At 70.4% G+C, this 14,793-nt stretch carries 12 protein-coding genes; 6 read left to right on the top strand and 6 right to left on the bottom strand.

Going from position 1 to position 14,793, the window contains the following annotated elements:
- Nucleotides 1-15 precede the first annotated feature (15 nt).
- From ABZ919_RS24725 to ABZ919_RS24735, 3 genes are all read right to left on the bottom strand, one after another.
- Complete coding sequence (locus tag ABZ919_RS24725; protein ID WP_361251655.1) at nucleotides 16-837, bottom strand: ABC transporter permease; 822 nt, start codon at nucleotides 835-837, stop codon at nucleotides 16-18.
- A 64-nt stretch (nucleotides 838-901) separates the two neighbouring features.
- Nucleotides 902-1,915 (bottom strand): ABC transporter ATP-binding protein, encoded by a 1,014-nt coding sequence (locus ABZ919_RS24730; protein ID WP_361251658.1) that lies wholly within the window; start codon nucleotides 1,913-1,915, stop codon nucleotides 902-904.
- Nucleotides 1,916-1,976: 61 nt separating this feature from the next.
- Entirely contained in the window at nucleotides 1,977-3,194 is a 1,218-nt protein-coding gene (locus ABZ919_RS24735) for an NYN domain-containing protein (RefSeq protein ID WP_361251660.1), read from the bottom strand.
- A gap of 225 nt (nucleotides 3,195-3,419) precedes the next feature.
- Between ABZ919_RS24735 and ABZ919_RS24740 the strand changes: the two genes are divergently transcribed.
- The gene (locus ABZ919_RS24740) at nucleotides 3,420-3,596 is read left to right on the top strand and encodes a hypothetical protein (RefSeq protein WP_361251663.1); all 177 of its coding nucleotides are present in this window, start codon (nucleotides 3,420-3,422) and stop codon (nucleotides 3,594-3,596) included.
- Between the two features lie 81 nt (nucleotides 3,597-3,677).
- On the opposite strand, the gene dnaE is transcribed toward ABZ919_RS24740, so the two are convergent.
- Nucleotides 3,678-7,217 (bottom strand): DNA polymerase III subunit alpha, encoded by a 3,540-nt coding sequence (dnaE, locus tag ABZ919_RS24745; RefSeq protein WP_361251666.1) that lies wholly within the window; start codon nucleotides 7,215-7,217, stop codon nucleotides 3,678-3,680.
- 226 nt (nucleotides 7,218-7,443) lie between these two features.
- Between dnaE and ABZ919_RS24750 the strand changes: the two genes are divergently transcribed.
- The 4 genes from ABZ919_RS24750 to ABZ919_RS24765 all read left to right on the top strand — a co-directional run bounded on the left by ABZ919_RS24750 (nucleotide 7,444) and on the right by ABZ919_RS24765 (nucleotide 12,201).
- Nucleotides 7,444-8,784: a DUF2252 domain-containing protein gene (locus ABZ919_RS24750; protein ID WP_361251669.1), complete on the top strand. Its 1,341-nt coding sequence runs from the start codon at nucleotides 7,444-7,446 to the stop codon at nucleotides 8,782-8,784.
- A gap of 68 nt (nucleotides 8,785-8,852) precedes the next feature.
- Nucleotides 8,853-9,542, top strand: coding sequence for a hypothetical protein (locus tag ABZ919_RS24755; protein WP_361251671.1), 690 nt, complete (start codon nucleotides 8,853-8,855; stop codon nucleotides 9,540-9,542).
- Between the two features lie 81 nt (nucleotides 9,543-9,623).
- The gene (locus ABZ919_RS24760; protein ID WP_361251674.1) at nucleotides 9,624-10,436 is read left to right on the top strand and encodes a thioredoxin domain-containing protein; all 813 of its coding nucleotides are present in this window, start codon (nucleotides 9,624-9,626) and stop codon (nucleotides 10,434-10,436) included.
- A gap of 94 nt (nucleotides 10,437-10,530) precedes the next feature.
- Nucleotides 10,531-12,201, top strand: coding sequence for an alkaline phosphatase D family protein (locus tag ABZ919_RS24765; protein WP_361251677.1), 1,671 nt, complete (start codon nucleotides 10,531-10,533; stop codon nucleotides 12,199-12,201).
- A 7-nt stretch (nucleotides 12,202-12,208) separates the two neighbouring features.
- On the opposite strand, the gene ABZ919_RS24770 is transcribed toward ABZ919_RS24765, so the two are convergent.
- The gene (locus ABZ919_RS24770) at nucleotides 12,209-12,787 is read right to left on the bottom strand and encodes a dienelactone hydrolase family protein (RefSeq protein WP_361251680.1); all 579 of its coding nucleotides are present in this window, start codon (nucleotides 12,785-12,787) and stop codon (nucleotides 12,209-12,211) included.
- Between the two features lie 104 nt (nucleotides 12,788-12,891).
- Between ABZ919_RS24770 and ABZ919_RS24775 the strand changes: the two genes are divergently transcribed.
- Nucleotides 12,892-13,998 (top strand): mechanosensitive ion channel domain-containing protein, encoded by a 1,107-nt coding sequence (locus ABZ919_RS24775; protein WP_361251683.1) that lies wholly within the window; start codon nucleotides 12,892-12,894, stop codon nucleotides 13,996-13,998.
- Between the two features lie 12 nt (nucleotides 13,999-14,010).
- On the opposite strand, the gene ABZ919_RS24780 is transcribed toward ABZ919_RS24775, so the two are convergent.
- Entirely contained in the window at nucleotides 14,011-14,751 is a 741-nt protein-coding gene (locus tag ABZ919_RS24780) for an SDR family oxidoreductase (protein WP_361251686.1), read from the bottom strand.
- Nucleotides 14,752-14,793: the final 42 nt, after the last annotated feature.

The raw sequence follows: 14,793 nt of genomic DNA on the forward strand, positions 1-14,793 counted from the left end.
GCGTCGCGCGCCGCGTCACCGGACGGCGGCCCTGCGGTACGCCCACGTCGCCACGGCCAGCGAGACGACTCCGACACCCGCGCACACCCCCAGGTCGACGAGGACCACGGCCCAGTCCGGGTGTGCCCCGAACGTCCGGGCGTACGCCTCCACACCGTACGTCGAGGGCAGCAGATCCCGCGCGAGCCGTACGATCTGCGGCATCCGGTCGGCCGGCAGCACGCCCAGCAGCAGCGCCGCCGACATGCCGAGCTGCCCGAGCAGCGTGGCCAGCTCCGGCCGCGGCGCGAGCAGCCCGCAGGCGGCCCCCAGCCCGGACAGGGCGGCCCCGGCGAGCGGGATCACCGCCAGCAGGATCCACAGGTTGGACAGCGGCAGCCCGAACAGCGCACAGCCGAAGACGGCGGTCACCAGGGTCCCCGGCACGGTGAAGGAGGCGTAGGCCCCCGCGGCGCCCAGCACCACGGCCGCGGGCGGCACCGGCAGCGTCGCGTAGTGATCGAGCCCGCCGCTGGCCCGCAGCTGCCCGAAGTACTGCGACAGCAGATTCAGCGCCACATAGGCGACGACCAGCACGGAGGACCCCGCCACCACGGACTCGGCCTCGCTCCGGCTGTCGACGACGCCGCGCATCATCACGGCGATGCCGACGGACTGGAAGGTGGCCACGAACAGCAGCGGGATGCGGGCCACCCGGGCCCGGGACAGCTGCGCCCGGTAAACGGCCACCAGCGACGGCCACAGCCGTGCGCGCGGCCCGAGCTCGGCCGCGCCCCGCGCCGTCTCCGGCACGGCCCGGGCACCGCCCGGCAGGACCTCGGCGGGTACGACACTCACGACGAGCTGCTCCTCTTCCCTGCGGCACTCGCGCACTTCCATACGCGTTCCGCGGCCCGTGTGCTCATGCCTTCACCAGTCCCTGCCGCGCGGCGCCGCCCAGCGCCAGGTAGACGTCCTCCAGGCTGGGCGTGGCGAGGGTGAAGTCGTCCAGGGCGGCGAAGGCGGCCCCACCGGTCACGGTGGCCACGGCGGCGCGGGCCTCCTCGGGCGCGAGCCGCAGCGTCCAGCGCCGGCCGGACTCCACGGCGCGCTCGCGCAGGACGGCGACCTCGGGCACCTCCAGCGGAGCCCGCTCGCGCCACACCAGCTCGACCCGCACCTCGCCGGCGACCTGTTCCTTCAGCCCGGCCGGGGTGTCGCAGGCGATGAGCCGGCCCTGGTCGATGACAGCGACGCGGTCGAGGACGGTCTCGGCCTCGATGACGTTGTGGGTGACCAGCAGCACGGTCGTACCGCGTTCGGCGCGCCGCCGGTCCACGGCCGCCCAGACGGCGCGCCGGGCCACCGGATCCATGCCGGTGGTCGGCTCGTCCAGCACGAGCAGCGGGCGTTCCCCCACGAGGGCTGCGGCGAAGCAGGCCAGTCGCCGCTGCCCGCCGGACAGCTTCTTCAGCGCCCGCCCGGCGATCGGCGTGAGCCCCAGCTCCTCCAGGACGGCGTCCCGCTCGGCCCTGGCCCGCCGCACGTCCAGGCCGCGCAGGCGTCCGGTGGTCTCGGCCGCGAGGGAGACGGTGAGCTCGTCCAGCGCGGAGGACTCCTGGCCGAGATAGGCGAGTATGCGGGCGGCCCGCTCCGGGTGCCGGACGATGTCGTGCCCGAGGATCTCGATGCTGCCGGTGTCCGGCCGCAGCAGCCCGGTGAGCTGCCGTACGAGCGTCGACTTGCCGGCGCCGTTCGGCCCGAGCAGCCCGAAGACCTCGCCGCGGCGCACGTCCAGCCCGACCCCGTCGGTGGCCCGCACCTCGGGAGTGCCTGGCGCGCCCCTGCGCCCCTTCACGGCCGGATAGGTCTTGCCGAGCCCGCGCACACGTACGACCTCGTCCTGTCGAGGGGTCTGTGTCGCGCGCGTACTCACAAGGGACGAGAGTACGGGGTCGGCGCCCTTTACTCGCCTTTGGGGCCGTTTCCCCAACGGCTCACTCCCCCGTCACGCTCTCCGCCGCGGCCGGCACGTCGATCTCCCGCCAGAACCCCGCCCGAATGGCGTAACGATCGTGCTCGTCGATCTGGTCGTCCTTGTGGGCGAGCAGCCCGAACCGCGCGGCGTACCGCAGCAGCTCCCCGTCGATGCGGTGCGGGATGCGCGGGTACAGCTGCGACAGCTTCTGCAGCTGGCCCTGGTCGCCGAGCCGGGACATCCAGCGGCGGGCGAAGACCTGGCCCACCTCGTAGGGGTCGCCGCCGACCGTGGTGATGTCCTCCTCGCGGTCGGCCCAGCGCTGTTCGGCCGTGGTGAGCTGGGCGAGCGTCGGCATGGAGGCGACGTCCGGCGGCTCGGAGACGCCGCCCGGCCGGTCCACCCAGCCCTTGTCGGAGGACCAGCGCAGGGTCGCTGTCGCGGGGTTCTGCACAGGCTGGGCGCCGGGGGCGCGCAGGGCGGCGAGGTCCTTGGGCGTGGGGACGCCTCTGGGCGCGGCGGCCCTGTCCTGGGCGCCGTTCTCCGACGCCGCGGCGGCGGGCTGGGAGGCGACCTGTTCGGCCGGCCGCTCGGCCGTGCCGGCGAGCGCGGACTCGGGGAGCGGCGCGGACAGGATGGCGGCGATCTCGGGCCGGGGGGCGGGCGGCGGTGCGCAGACGCCGGTCAGTTCCTTGGCGCGGACGGCCTGGATGATCCAGGCACGGTCCAGGACCCGCCGCTCGTCGGCCTCGGCGACCAGGTCCTCGGACTGGTTGTAGTCGCCGTCGGCGGCCTGTACGGCCCACAGGTGGACGGCGACGCCGTGTTCCTTGGCCGCCATCATGCCGGGCAGCAGGTCGCCGTCGCCGGTGACGAGGACGACGTCGGAGCAGGCGCGGTTGCGGGCCAGCTCGGTCAGCTCGGCGTGCATGGCGGCGTCCACGCCCTTCTGCGCCCAGCGTCCGTCGCTGCGGGTGAGGGCGCCGAGCCGGACGGTGACGCGGGGCATCACGCGCAGTCGCCGATGCTCCGGTTGGGGGACCCGGTCGGGGGCGCCGTCGAACCAGTAGATGCGCAGCAGCGGACGCTCGGTCTCCGACTCCGCGCGTTCACGCAGCGCCTGGATCAGCGCGGTGTGGTCGACGGTGATCCGGGACCGCGAGGGCTCACCGGCGAGGAGGCTGGCGGCGGCTCCCAGCAGGTACCCGGCGTCCACCAGGACGATGCAGCGGTCCACGCGTCTCACCCTCTTCCCGGGAGGCTTTGCTTCGGACTTCCTTCGAGTCTGCCCGACGGCGCGGGGGTTAACGGCCCGAACTCGATCTTCGGCGTGGCGTTTGCGGATCCGGCTGCTCCACCCGCCCTGTCACAGACGGTAATTATCCGACATGCGCTTGATGTCAGCGTATGTGAATCTGGTCCCGGCCCTGGCCCCTAGATCCCCCACAGGAGGCAGATCACCATGGCCAAGAACAAGAACCGTAAGCAGGCTGGCCCGCAGAACCGCGCGCCGCAGGGCGAACAGGCCCACGAGCACGCACAGCGGCAGACGGAGGCACACGAGTCGCCGGTGTCGCACATCCAGGGCAGCCCCGCGGATGTTGCCGGCAAGAAGCGGAAGAGCTTCGGCCACAACTAAAGGGCAGTTGAAGCCCAGGCACGCAGGAGGGGCGCACCCGGTACGGGTGCGCCCCTTCGCGCAGGGGAGCGTTCCGGTGGCTCAGCCCGCCAGGCAGGACGGACCGAGCAGCACCTTCAAGTCGCCGAAGAGCGCCGGGTCGGGCTTGACCCGGTGGCGGTCCAGGCGCAGCACGGTGGTCTTGCGGGGGCCCTGGAGCTTGATCCGGACCTCGCTGTCGCCCTTGTGGTGGCTGAGGATCTCGCCGAGGCGGCTGACCATGGGCGGAGTGACCCTGGTGGCCGGGATGGTGAGGATCACGGGCGCGTTGGTGCCCGCGTTGGAGAGGTCGGGGACCATCAGTTCCATGGCGACGAGCCGGGGCACGTCCTCGCGCTTGTCGAGGCGGCCCTTGACGAACACCACGGCGTCCTCGACGAGTTGGGTCGAGATGAGCTGGTAGGTCGCCGGGAAGAACATGCACTCGATGGAGCCGGCGAGGTCCTCCACGGTGGCGATCGCCCAGGCGTTGCCCTGCTTGGTCATCTTGCGCTGCAGGCCCGAGATGATGCCGCCGATGGTCACGACCGCGCCGTCGGCGTGCTCGCCGCCGGTGAGCTGGGCGATGCCCGCGTCGGCCTTGTCGGCGAGGACGTGCTCCAGGCCGAAGAGCGGGTGGTCGGAGACGTACAGACCGAGCATCTCCCGCTCCTGGGCGAGCAGATAGGTCTTGTCCCACTCGTCCGGGGAGAACTCCACGTCGAGTCCGAAGCCCGGCTCGCTGCTGGTCTCCTCGCCCATGCCGCCGAAGAGGTCGAACTGCCCCTCGGCCTCCTTGCGCTTGACCGCCACCACGTTGTCGATCATCGGCTCGTACTGGGCGGTGAGGCCCTTGCGGGTGTGGCCCATCTCGTCGAAGGCGCCTGCCTTGATGAGCGATTCGGTGGTGCGCTTGTTGCAGACCACCGCCTCGACCTTGTCGAGGTAGTCGGGGAAGGACGCGTACTTCCCCTTCGCCTTGCGGCACTTGATGATCGACTCGACCACGTTGGTACCGACGTTGCGGACGGCGGAGAGGCCGAAGAGGATCACGTCGTCGCCCTGGGCGGCGAAGTTGGCCTCGGACTCGTTGACGTTCGGCGGGAGCACCCGGATGCCCATGCGGCGGCACTCGTTGAGGTAGACCGCAGACTTGTCCTTGTCGTCCTTGACCGAGGTGAGCAGGGCGGCCATGTACTCGGCGGGGTGGTTCGCCTTCAGGTACGCCGTCCAGTACGACACCAGGCCGTACGCGGCGGAGTGCGCCTTGTTGAACGCGTAGCCGGCGAACGGGACCAGCACGTCCCAGAGCGCCTGGATGGCCTCGTCGCTGTAGCCGTTCTTGCGGGCGCCCGCCTGGAAGATGGTGAAGTTCTTCGCCAGCTCCTCGGGCTTCTTCTTGCCCATCACGCGGCGGAGGATGTCGGCCTCGCCGAGCGAGTAGCCCGCGATGATCTGGGCGGCCTTCTGCACCTGCTCCTGGTAGACGATCAGGCCGTAGGTGACGTCCAGGACCTCCTTGAGCGGCTCCTCCAGCTCGGGGTGGATCGGCGTGATCTCCTGCTGCCCGTTCTTGCGCAGCGCGTAGTTGGTGTGGGAGTTCATGCCCATCGGGCCCGGGCGGTACAGGGCCGACACGGCGGAGATGTCTTCGAAGTTGTCGGGCTTCATCAGCCGCAGCAGCGAGCGCATGGGGCCGCCGTCGAACTGGAAGACGCCGAGGGTGTCGCCGCGCTGGAGCAGTTCGAAGGTCGTGGGGTCGTCGAGCGGCAGGGACAGCAGGTCGATGTCGAGGCCCTTGTTGGCCTTCACCATCTTGACCGCGTCGTCCATGATCGTGAGGTTGCGCAGGCCCAGGAAGTCCATCTTCAGCAGGCCGAGCGACTCACAGCTCGGGTAGTCCCACTGTGTGATGGTCACGCCGTCGGTGTGCCTGACCCAGACCGGGACGTGCTCGGTGATGGTCTCGCTGGACATGATCACGCCGGCGGCGTGCACGCCCATCTGCCTCACCAGGCCCTCGACGCCGCGCGCGGTGTCGATGACCTTCTTCACGTCCGGCTCGTTCTCGTACATCCCGCGGACCTCGCCGGCCTCGCTGTAGCGCGGGTGGCTCGGGTCGGTGATGCCGGACAGCGGGATGCCCTTGCCGAGGACGTCGGCGGGCATGGCCTTGGTGATGCGGTCGCCCATCGCGTACGGGTAGCCCAGCACGCGCGCGGAGTCCTTGATCGCGTTCTTGGCCTTGATGGTGCCGTAGGTGCCGATCATGGCGACCTTGTCGGCGCCGTACTTCTCGGTGACGTACCGGATCACCTCGACGCGCCTGCGCTCGTCGAAGTCGATGTCGACATCGGGCATCGAGATGCGCTCGGGGTTGAGGAACCGCTCGAAGATCAGGCCGTGCGGGATCGGGTCGAGGTCGGTGATGCCCATGGCGTAGGCGACGATCGAGCCTGCCGCGGAGCCTCGGCCGGGGCCGACCGCGATGCCGTTGTTCTTGGCCCACATGATGAAGTCGGCGACCACGAGGAAGTAGCCGGGGAAGCCCATCGAGATGATGACGTCCATCTCGTAGTCGGCCTGCTTCTGGCGGTCCTCGGGGATGCCGCCGGGGAAGCGGCGCTCCATGCCCCGGCGCACCTCCTCCTTGAACCAGGTGACCTCGGTGTAGCCCTCGGGGATGTCGAACTTGGGCATGAGGTCGCGCTTCTCGAACATGCCGACGGTGTCCACCATCTCGGCGACGAGGAGCGTGTTGGCGCAGCCCTCCTGCCAGGCGTCCGAGGAGTCGATGGCGTACATCTCGTCCGTGGACTTCAGGTAGTAGCCGGTGCCGTCGAACTTGAAGCGGTCCGGGTCGGAGAGGTTCTTGCCGGTCTGGATGCACAGCAGGGCGTCGTGGGCCCCCGCCTCGTGCGCGTACGTGTAGTGGGAGTCGTTGGTGACCAGCGGGGGGATGCCGAGCTTCCTGCCGATCTCCAGAAGGCCGTCACGGACCCGGCGCTCGATCTCGATGCCGTGGTCCATCAGCTCCAGGAAGTACTTGTCCTTGCCGAAGATGTCCTGGTAGTCGGCGGCGGCCTTCAGGGCCTCGTCGAAGTGGCCGAGGCGCAGCCGGGTCTGCACCTCGCCGGAGGGGCAGCCGGTGGAGGCGACGATGCCCTCGGACCACTGGGCGATGGTCTCCTTGTCCATCCGGGGCCACTTCTGCAGCCAGCCCTCGGCGTAGGCGTCGGAGGAGAGGCGGAAGAGGTTGTGCAGGCCGGTCCGGTTCACGGCCCACATGGTCTTGTGGGTGTAACCACCGGAACCGGAGATGTCGTCCCGCTTCTGGTGCGGCTGACCCCAGAGGATCTTGCGCTTGTTGCGCCGGGACTCGGGGGCGACATACGCCTCGATCCCGATGATCGGGGTGACTCCGGCCTTCTTCGCGGAGTGGAAGAAGTCGTACGCCCCGTGCAGGTTGCCGTGGTCGGACATGGCGATGTGCGTCATGCCCATCTCGTTGCAGGCGTTGAACATGTCCTTGAGCCGCGCGGCACCGTCCAGCAGCGAGTACTGGGTGTGGACGTGCAGGTGCGTGAAGGGCGGCTTTGACACGGTATGGCCTCCAACGGAAACAGTCGGTCGCGGGCGGGCGGACGGTTCTGGGGTCAGCGTCGAAGTCTATGCCCCGGGACTGACACTCGACGCGGATCCGTGCGTACCTTCGTGCGGGAACCGGGCACTCCCGCGTGGCGTCGCCCGTTGGAGACGGCGGAAGCGCTGTCGTACCTGTTCATGCACCTTCATGCACCACCCGTTCCGCACCAGGAGGCACCCAGCGATGTCGGTCCCCCAGCTCCACGACGAGCAGCGCGGCGAGGAGATCCTCGCCGTCTTCGAGACCGCCTTCGGCCGGCTCCTGGCCGCCGACCCGGCCGCGTTCCGGGTGAAGTTCCGGAAGATGGCGGCCTCGGCCTTCGCGTTCTACCGGGGCACGGCGTGCCTCTTCTACCACGACCTGAGTGCGAACAAGGATTTCGGGTCGAAGCGGGGCGGTCCGTTTCTGGACGACCGCACCTCGCGCGTGTGGATCCACGGCGATCTGCACGCGGAGAACTTCGGTACGTACATGGACTCCAACGGCCGCCTGGTCTTCAACGTCAACGACTTCGACGAGGCCTACGTCGGCCCGTTCACCTGGGACCTGAAGCGCTTCTCGGCGTCGATCGCGCTCGTCGGGTACGCGAAGGCGCTCAGCGACGAGCAGATCACCGAGCTCGTGCGGACCTACGCCGACGCCTACCGCGAGCGCATCCACGCCCTGGCCACGGGCGCGAAGAGCGACGAGGTGCCGCCGTTCACCCTGGACACCGCGGACGGCCCGCTGCTGGGCGCGCTGCGTGCCGCCCGCTCGCTCACCCGTTTCGAGCTGCTGGAGTCGATGACCGAGATCCGCGACTTCGAGCGCCGCTTCGCACCGGGCGGCGGCTCCATCGAGCTGGACGCGGCCACCCGCTACAAGGTGCTCGCGGCCTTCGACGGCTATCTGGAGACGCTGCCGGACTCCTCCCTGGCCCGCCCGGACTCCTACCGCGTGAAGGACGTCGTCGGCCGCCGCGGCATCGGCATCGGCTCGGCCGGCCTGCCGTCGTACAACATCCTTCTCGAGGGCCACAGCGACGCTCTGGAGAACGACGTCGTGATCTACATCAAGCAGGCCCAGACCCCGGCCGTCTCCCGGCACATCACGGATCCAGCCATCGCCGGCTACTTCCAGCACGAGGGCCACCGCACGGTGATCTCCCAGCGCGCCCTGCAGGCGCACGCCGACCCGTGGCTGGGCTGGACCGAGCTGGACGGCGCGGGCCAGCTGGTGGCCGAGGTCTCGCCGTACGCAGTCGACCTGGACTGGGACGACATCGACGACCCGGAGGAGATCGCGCAGGTCGTCGCCGACCTGGGCCGGGCCACCGCGGCGATGCACGCGGCGGCGGACGACACCTCGGGCGAGTCCCTGGTGCCGTTCTCCACCGAGCGCGCCATCGACGCCGCCATCGCCGCCGACGAGGAGGGCTTCGCGCCCCTCCTGGTGGACTTCGCGCACGGCTACGGCGCACGCGCGCGTGCCGACCACCAGATCTTCGTCGACCTGTTCCGCAACGGCCGGATTCCGGGCCTGTAACCTTCGGGCACTCACAGGCACTCTTTAGGGGTCCCTTAACCGCGTACGTGACACACTCTTCTTTCACCATGGACATATCCGGGATCCAGCTCAGAGCCGTGCGCGCGGCGCTGTTCACGGCTGTCGTCGTGACGCTCAGCACCGCGTCGCACGTCCTGCTGTCCCGGGCCCCGCTGCCGGTGGCGACCGTGCTGGCGGTCTGCGCCGGCGTGTTCGCCACCGCGTTCGCGCTGGCGGGCCGCGAGCGCGGCTTCGGCCGGATCGCGTCACTGCTGATCCCGCTGGAACTGGCCGCCGACACGGTGTTCACCACCGGTCAGCACACCTGCTACGGCCGCGCCGGCGGCCCCATCGCCGGCCCGCTGCACGCGTTCGGCTTCAAGGTGCTGTGCGAGGGCGGTGCGGTCGGCACCCCGCTGGCCCAGGTGACCGGAGCCCACGGCCGTCCCGAGGCCCTGCTCGCCCACGCCTCGCCGACGGCCGCCTGGCTGCTGCTCGCCGCGCACGTCGGCGTGGGCCTGCTCGCCGCCGCCTGGCTGCGCCGGGGCGAGCGGGCGCTGGTGCAGCTGCTGCGCGCGGTCGGCGCCACCACCTTCCGGCCGCTGCTGCTCGCGGTGGCCGCGGTCACCCTCCGGCTGACCCCGGTCCGCCGGCTGCCGCGTCCGGCCCCGCGCCGGGCCGCCGCCCGCGACCGGCTTCTCGTGCACTCCCTGGGACGACGGGGACCACCGTGTTCGCCCGCTCTCGCCGCCGGCTGAGCGGCGAGGCCTGAGCACACCGAGTCCCCCCACACGTATCCCGCGTACGGCATGTGCGCGTCCCACACGGAGATCACCAACATGAGCAAGCGGAACAGCCAGACGGCGAAGACGGCGGCCCGGGAGCGGCTGCGCGAGGAACGCGAACGGCAGGCCAAGCGCGACAAGGCCAAGCGGCAGGGCATCGTGGCCGCCTCGGTCGTGGCCGTGCTGGCCGCGGCCGGCGGCATCGGCTACGCCGTCGTCCAGGCGAACCAGCCCACCGGCTGGGACGCCGCGAAGGACAAGCCGCTCGTGAAGCCGGCCAACACCACGGGCGCGGACGGCACCACCGTCGTCCTCGGCAAGAGCACCGCCAAGAAGACCCTGACCATCTACGAGGACCCGCGCTGCCCGGTCTGCGCACAGTTCGAGCAGAGCGTCGGCTCGACGGTGAAGAAGGACATCGACGACGGCACGTTCAAGCTCCACTACGTCGGTGCGACCTTCCTCGACAAGAACCTGCCCGGCGTGGGTTCCAAGAACGCGCTCAGCGCCCTGGGCGCCGCGCTGAACGTCAGCCCCGAGGCGTTCCTCGAGTACAAGGCCGCGATGTACTCGACGAAGTGGCACCCCGACGAGACCGTCGACAAGTTCAAGGACGACGCCTACCTGCTCAAGATCGCCGACACGGTCCCGGCACTGAAGGGCAACGTGGCGTTCCAGAAGGCCGTGAAGGACGGCACCTACGACCGGTGGGCGCTGGAGGAGTCGAAGATCTTCGACAAGGACCGCATCCAGGGCACCCCGACCCTGAAGATGGACGGCAAGACGCTGACGGGCCCCGACGGCAAGAACCCGCCGATGAACGAGGCCGACTTCGGCAAGGCCCTCGGCGCGGCCCTCAAGGGCTGACGGCCCGGCGGAATCCGTCCTTCCCGTGAAGAGCGGGCGAACATTGCGAGTTCGCCCGCTCCCGCGTGCGTACCGGTCAGTAACCTGATCGGCCGTGACCAGTCGAAACAGATCACTTCCGGCCGCCGAAGGCCGCAACTCGTTCTCACCTCGCCGCCGTACGGTCGTCAAGGCCGCGGCGGCGACGGCTGTGCTGGCCGGCCCACTGGCCGCCGGTCTTCCGGCGCGCGCCGCCGACCAGGCCCCCGCCTTCCTGCACGGTGTCGCCTCCGGCGACCCGCTGCCCGACGGCATCCTGCTGTGGACCCGGGTGACCCCCACCCCCGAGGCCATACCCGGCTCCGGGGTCGGCCCGGACACCGAGGTGAGCTGGGTCGTCGCCAGGGACAAGGCGTTCACCGCCATCGTCGCCAAGGGCTCCGTCACCGCGACCGCCGCCGCCGACCACACCGTGAAGGCCGACGTCCGCGGCCTGGAACCGGCGACCGACTACTGGTTCCGGTTCTCGTCCGGCGGCACCGACTCCCCGGTGGCCCGCACCCGTACCGCGCCGGCAGCGGACGCGAACGTGTCCGGACTGCGCTTCGGCGTGGTCACCTGCGCCAACTGGGAGGCCGGCTACTTCGCCTCCTACCGCCACCTCGCGACCCGCAACGACCTGGACGCCTGGCTGCACCTCGGCGACTACATCTACGAGTACAAGTCGGGCGAATACGCGGCCCGCGGCACGGTCGTCCGCCCGCACGCGCCCGCCAACGAGATCATCACGCTCACCGACTACCGGGTCCGGCACGGCAAGTACAAGACCGACCCCGACCTGCAGGCCCTGCACCTGAAGGCTCCGGTCATCGCGATCTGGGACGACCACGAGTTCGCCGACAACGCCTGGTCGGGCGGTGCCGTCAACCACACCGAGGGCGCCGAGGGCACCTGGACCGCCCGCAAGGCGGCCGCCAAGCAGGCCTACTTCGAGTGGATGCCGGTGCGTCCGGCGATCGAGGGCACCACCTACCGGCGGCTGCGCTTCGGCAGGCTCGCCGATCTGTCCCTGCTGGACCTGCGCTCCTTCCGCTCCCAGCAGGCGTCCGCGGGCAACGGCTCGGTGGACGACCCGAACCGGACGATCACCGGCCGCGCCCAGCTGGACTGGCTGAAGGCGGGGTTGAAGGCCTCCGACACCAAGTGGCGGCTGGTCGGCAACTCCGTGATGATCGCGCCGTTCGTCATCGGCTCCCTCACCGCCGACCTGCTCAAGCCGCTCGCCAAGCTGCTCGACCTGCCGCAGGACGGCATCGGCCTCAACACCGACCAGTGGGACGGCTACACGCACGACCGCCGCGAACTCCTCGACCACCTGCGCTCGAACGCCATCGGCAACACCGTCTTCCTGACCGGTGACATCCACATGTCCTGGGCCAACGACGTGCCGGTGGACGCGGGTACCTACCCTCTGTCGCCGTCGGCGGCCACGGAGTTCGTGATCACGTCGGTGACCTCCGACAACCTCGACGACATCGTCAAGGTCCCCGAGGGCACGGTCTCCGTGGTCGCCGCGCCGCTCATCGAGGCCGCCAACCGGCACGTCCACTGGGTGGACACCGACCGGCACGGCTACGGCGTGCTGGACATCACCGCCGACCGCGCCCAGATGGACTACTACGTCCTGTCCGACCGCACCGACGCGAACGCCACCTCCAAGTGGGTGCGCTCCTACCGCACCCGCAGCGGCACACAGAAGGTCGAGCGCACCTACGACCCGGTGTGACCGGCGCTCACTCCGTCCGCAGGCTGTCGAGGAAGCCGAACGCCACCCGCCAGGTGGCCTCGGCGGCCTCCGCGTCGTAGTCCGGCAGCTCGGGGTCGGTGTAGAGGTGGCCGGCGCCCGGGTACCGGTAGACCTCCACATCGGCTCCGGCGCGGCCCATCTGCAGATACCAGGCGCTCAGCCAGTCGTCCGTCTCGAACGGGTCCGGCTCGGCCACGTGCAGCTGCACCGGCAGGTCGTCCACCTGGGCGGTCGGCGCGATGTCCGAGGTTCCGTGCACAAGCAGCAGCCCGCGCGCCTTGTCGTCGCCGAGGGCGAGGGTCTGGGCGATGGAGGCGCCGAGCGAGAACCCGGCGTACACCAGCCCGCGGTCGGAGTAGGGGGCCGCCGCCAGCACGGCCCGCTTCAGAAGCTCCTCCTTGCCGATGCGCTCCTTGAACTCCATGCCGTCCTCGACGGTGTCGAACGTGCGTCCCTCGAAGAGGTCCGGCGTCCACACTTCGTGGCCCGCCGTGCGCAGCCGGTCCGCCGCGTCGCGCACCGCGGGCCTGAGGCCGTAGGCCGAGTGAAAAAGCATGATGTTCATGAGGCCATGGTGCCAGCCGGTACGCCGGTGCCGGAGCCGCCGTACCCCGGAATGCGCCGAACTCACATGTTCATCTGCGCCAGGCACCGGTTAGGAGCGGAGGCATGGAGAACGTACTCCGTCCTGTGATCGTCGTCGGCGGCTCGGTGCTGCTCACCCTGGCCATCGGCTGGGCAACCGACCGGCTGCTACGCAAGGCCGACGGACGCGACCACGACTCGCCCCTGTGGGAGCTGCTGCGCCGCGCCAGCGTCCCCTACCAGCTCGTGCTGTGCGCCGCCCTGCTGAGAGGGTCGTACGACCAGGCCAAGGTGCTGGAGCGGCACCAGACCGGCATCGGCCGGACACTGACGCTGGTGCTGATCGGTTCCGCCGCCTGGCTGGTGATCCGGATCGCCGCGGCGGTCGTCGAGACCACCTACAGCCGCTACGCCCGGATGCACCGGGACGCCGCCCGGGTGCGCAGGGTGCGCACCCAGGTGGAACTGATCATGCGGGTGGTGTCGGCGATCGTGATCGTCGTGGCGATCGCCTCCATGCTGCTGACGTTCCCGGCGATGCGCACGGCCGGCGCCTCCCTGCTGGCTTCGGCGGGCATCATCGCCGCCATCGCCGGTGTGGCCGCCCAGTCGACCCTGTCCAACATGTTCGCCGGGCTGCAGATCGCCTTCGGCGACATGGTGCGCATCGGCGACACGGTCGTCGTGGACGGCGAGTGGGGCACCGTCGAGGAGATCACCCTGACCTTTCTGACCGTACGGACCTGGGACGAACGCCGGATCACCATGCCGGTGTCGTACTTCACCTCCAAGCCCTTCGAGAACTGGTCGCGGGGCACCCCGCAGATGACCGGCACCGTCTTCTGGCACCTCGACCACAGCGCGCCCGTCGAGGCGATGCGCGAGAAGCTGCGGGACATCCTGCGCGAGAGCCCCGCCTGGGACGGCCGGGCCTACAGCCTCGTGATCACGGACAGCACGCCCAGCACCGTCCAGGTGCGCGCTCTGATGACGGCGAAGGACGCCGACGACATCTGGACGGTGCGGGTCGCCGTCCGCGAGCAGATGATCACCTGGCTGGCGCAGGAGCACCCCTACGCGCTCCCCCGGGTCAACACCTCCGAGGCGGTGCTCCCGCCGCAACGCCTCCCGTCCCCGGACGGCGCCCCGCTCGGCAAGGACCACGACTTCTCGCGCATCGGCCGGAGCTGACCGGAGCGCGTCTCAGCGGCCCCGCTCGGCGCCTCCGTTCACCTGGATGACCTGTGAGGTGACGTGCCCGGCGCCGGGCGAGGCCAGCCAGTGCACGGTCGTGGCCACGTCCCCCGGTATCCCGGCGCGGCCGGTCACCGTGTCGGCGATGAGCCGGGCCCGCCGGTCCTCGTCCATGGTGTCCCCGAAGAACTCGGTGTCCTCGATGTACCCCGGCGCGACCACGTTCACGGTGATGCCGCGCGTCCCCAGCTCGCGGGCCAGGTCGTGCGCGTAGGGGTGCAGTCCGGCCTTGGCCGCCGCGTAGGCGCCGCTGCCGGAACCCCGGTAGGCGGCGATGGAACTGATGAACAGCACCCGCCCGCCGGGCTCGGCGAGCCGGTCCTTGAGCGCTTCGGTGAGGAGCGCGGCGGTCAGGACGTTCTGCCGGAAGGTGACGGTCCAGGCATGGGCCACGCGGTCGAGGGGGTCGTCGCCGACGGCCGGCGGCTCCAGATGCCCGGCACCGCCGGCAGCGTGCACGAGCACGTCGACGGTGCCCAGCCGGTCACCGACGAACCGGGCCACCCCGCGCACCTGCTCCGGCTCGGAGAGATCCGCGGCATGGGTCAGCGCCCCGGGTACGCCGGCCTTCTGGAGGACCTCCGCACGCCGCCCGAGCAACAGCACCTGGTCGCCGTCCGCCGCGAACGCCTGTGCCGTCGCCAGCCCGATGCCCGTACCACCACCACTGATCACAATGTTGCGCGTCATGATCCGAGACTAGGAGCCGATCGCCGGCGATGCCGGTATTCG

The sequence above is a fragment of the Streptomyces sp. NPDC046759 genome (assembly GCF_040645475.1).
Taxonomy (GTDB): Bacteria; Actinomycetota; Actinomycetes; order Streptomycetales; family Streptomycetaceae; genus Streptomyces.

Excerpts from the sequence above, each read along its gene's own strand:
- ABZ919_RS24750 (WP_361251669.1), top strand. The coding sequence starts at position 7,444 with ATGTCGGTCCCCCAGCTCCACGACGAGCAGCGCGGCGAGGAGATCCTC.
- ABZ919_RS24780 (WP_361251686.1), bottom strand. The coding sequence starts at position 14,751 with ATGACGCGCAACATTGTGATCAGTGGTGGTGGTACGGGCATCGGGCTG.
- ABZ919_RS24740 (WP_361251663.1), top strand. The coding sequence starts at position 3,420 with ATGGCCAAGAACAAGAACCGTAAGCAGGCTGGCCCGCAGAACCGCGCG.
- ABZ919_RS24775 (WP_361251683.1), top strand. The coding sequence starts at position 12,892 with ATGGAGAACGTACTCCGTCCTGTGATCGTCGTCGGCGGCTCGGTGCTG.
- ABZ919_RS24770 (WP_361251680.1), bottom strand. The coding sequence starts at position 12,787 with ATGAACATCATGCTTTTTCACTCGGCCTACGGCCTCAGGCCCGCGGTG.
- ABZ919_RS24760 (WP_361251674.1), top strand. The coding sequence starts at position 9,624 with ATGAGCAAGCGGAACAGCCAGACGGCGAAGACGGCGGCCCGGGAGCGG.
- ABZ919_RS24755 (WP_361251671.1), top strand. The coding sequence starts at position 8,853 with ATGGACATATCCGGGATCCAGCTCAGAGCCGTGCGCGCGGCGCTGTTC.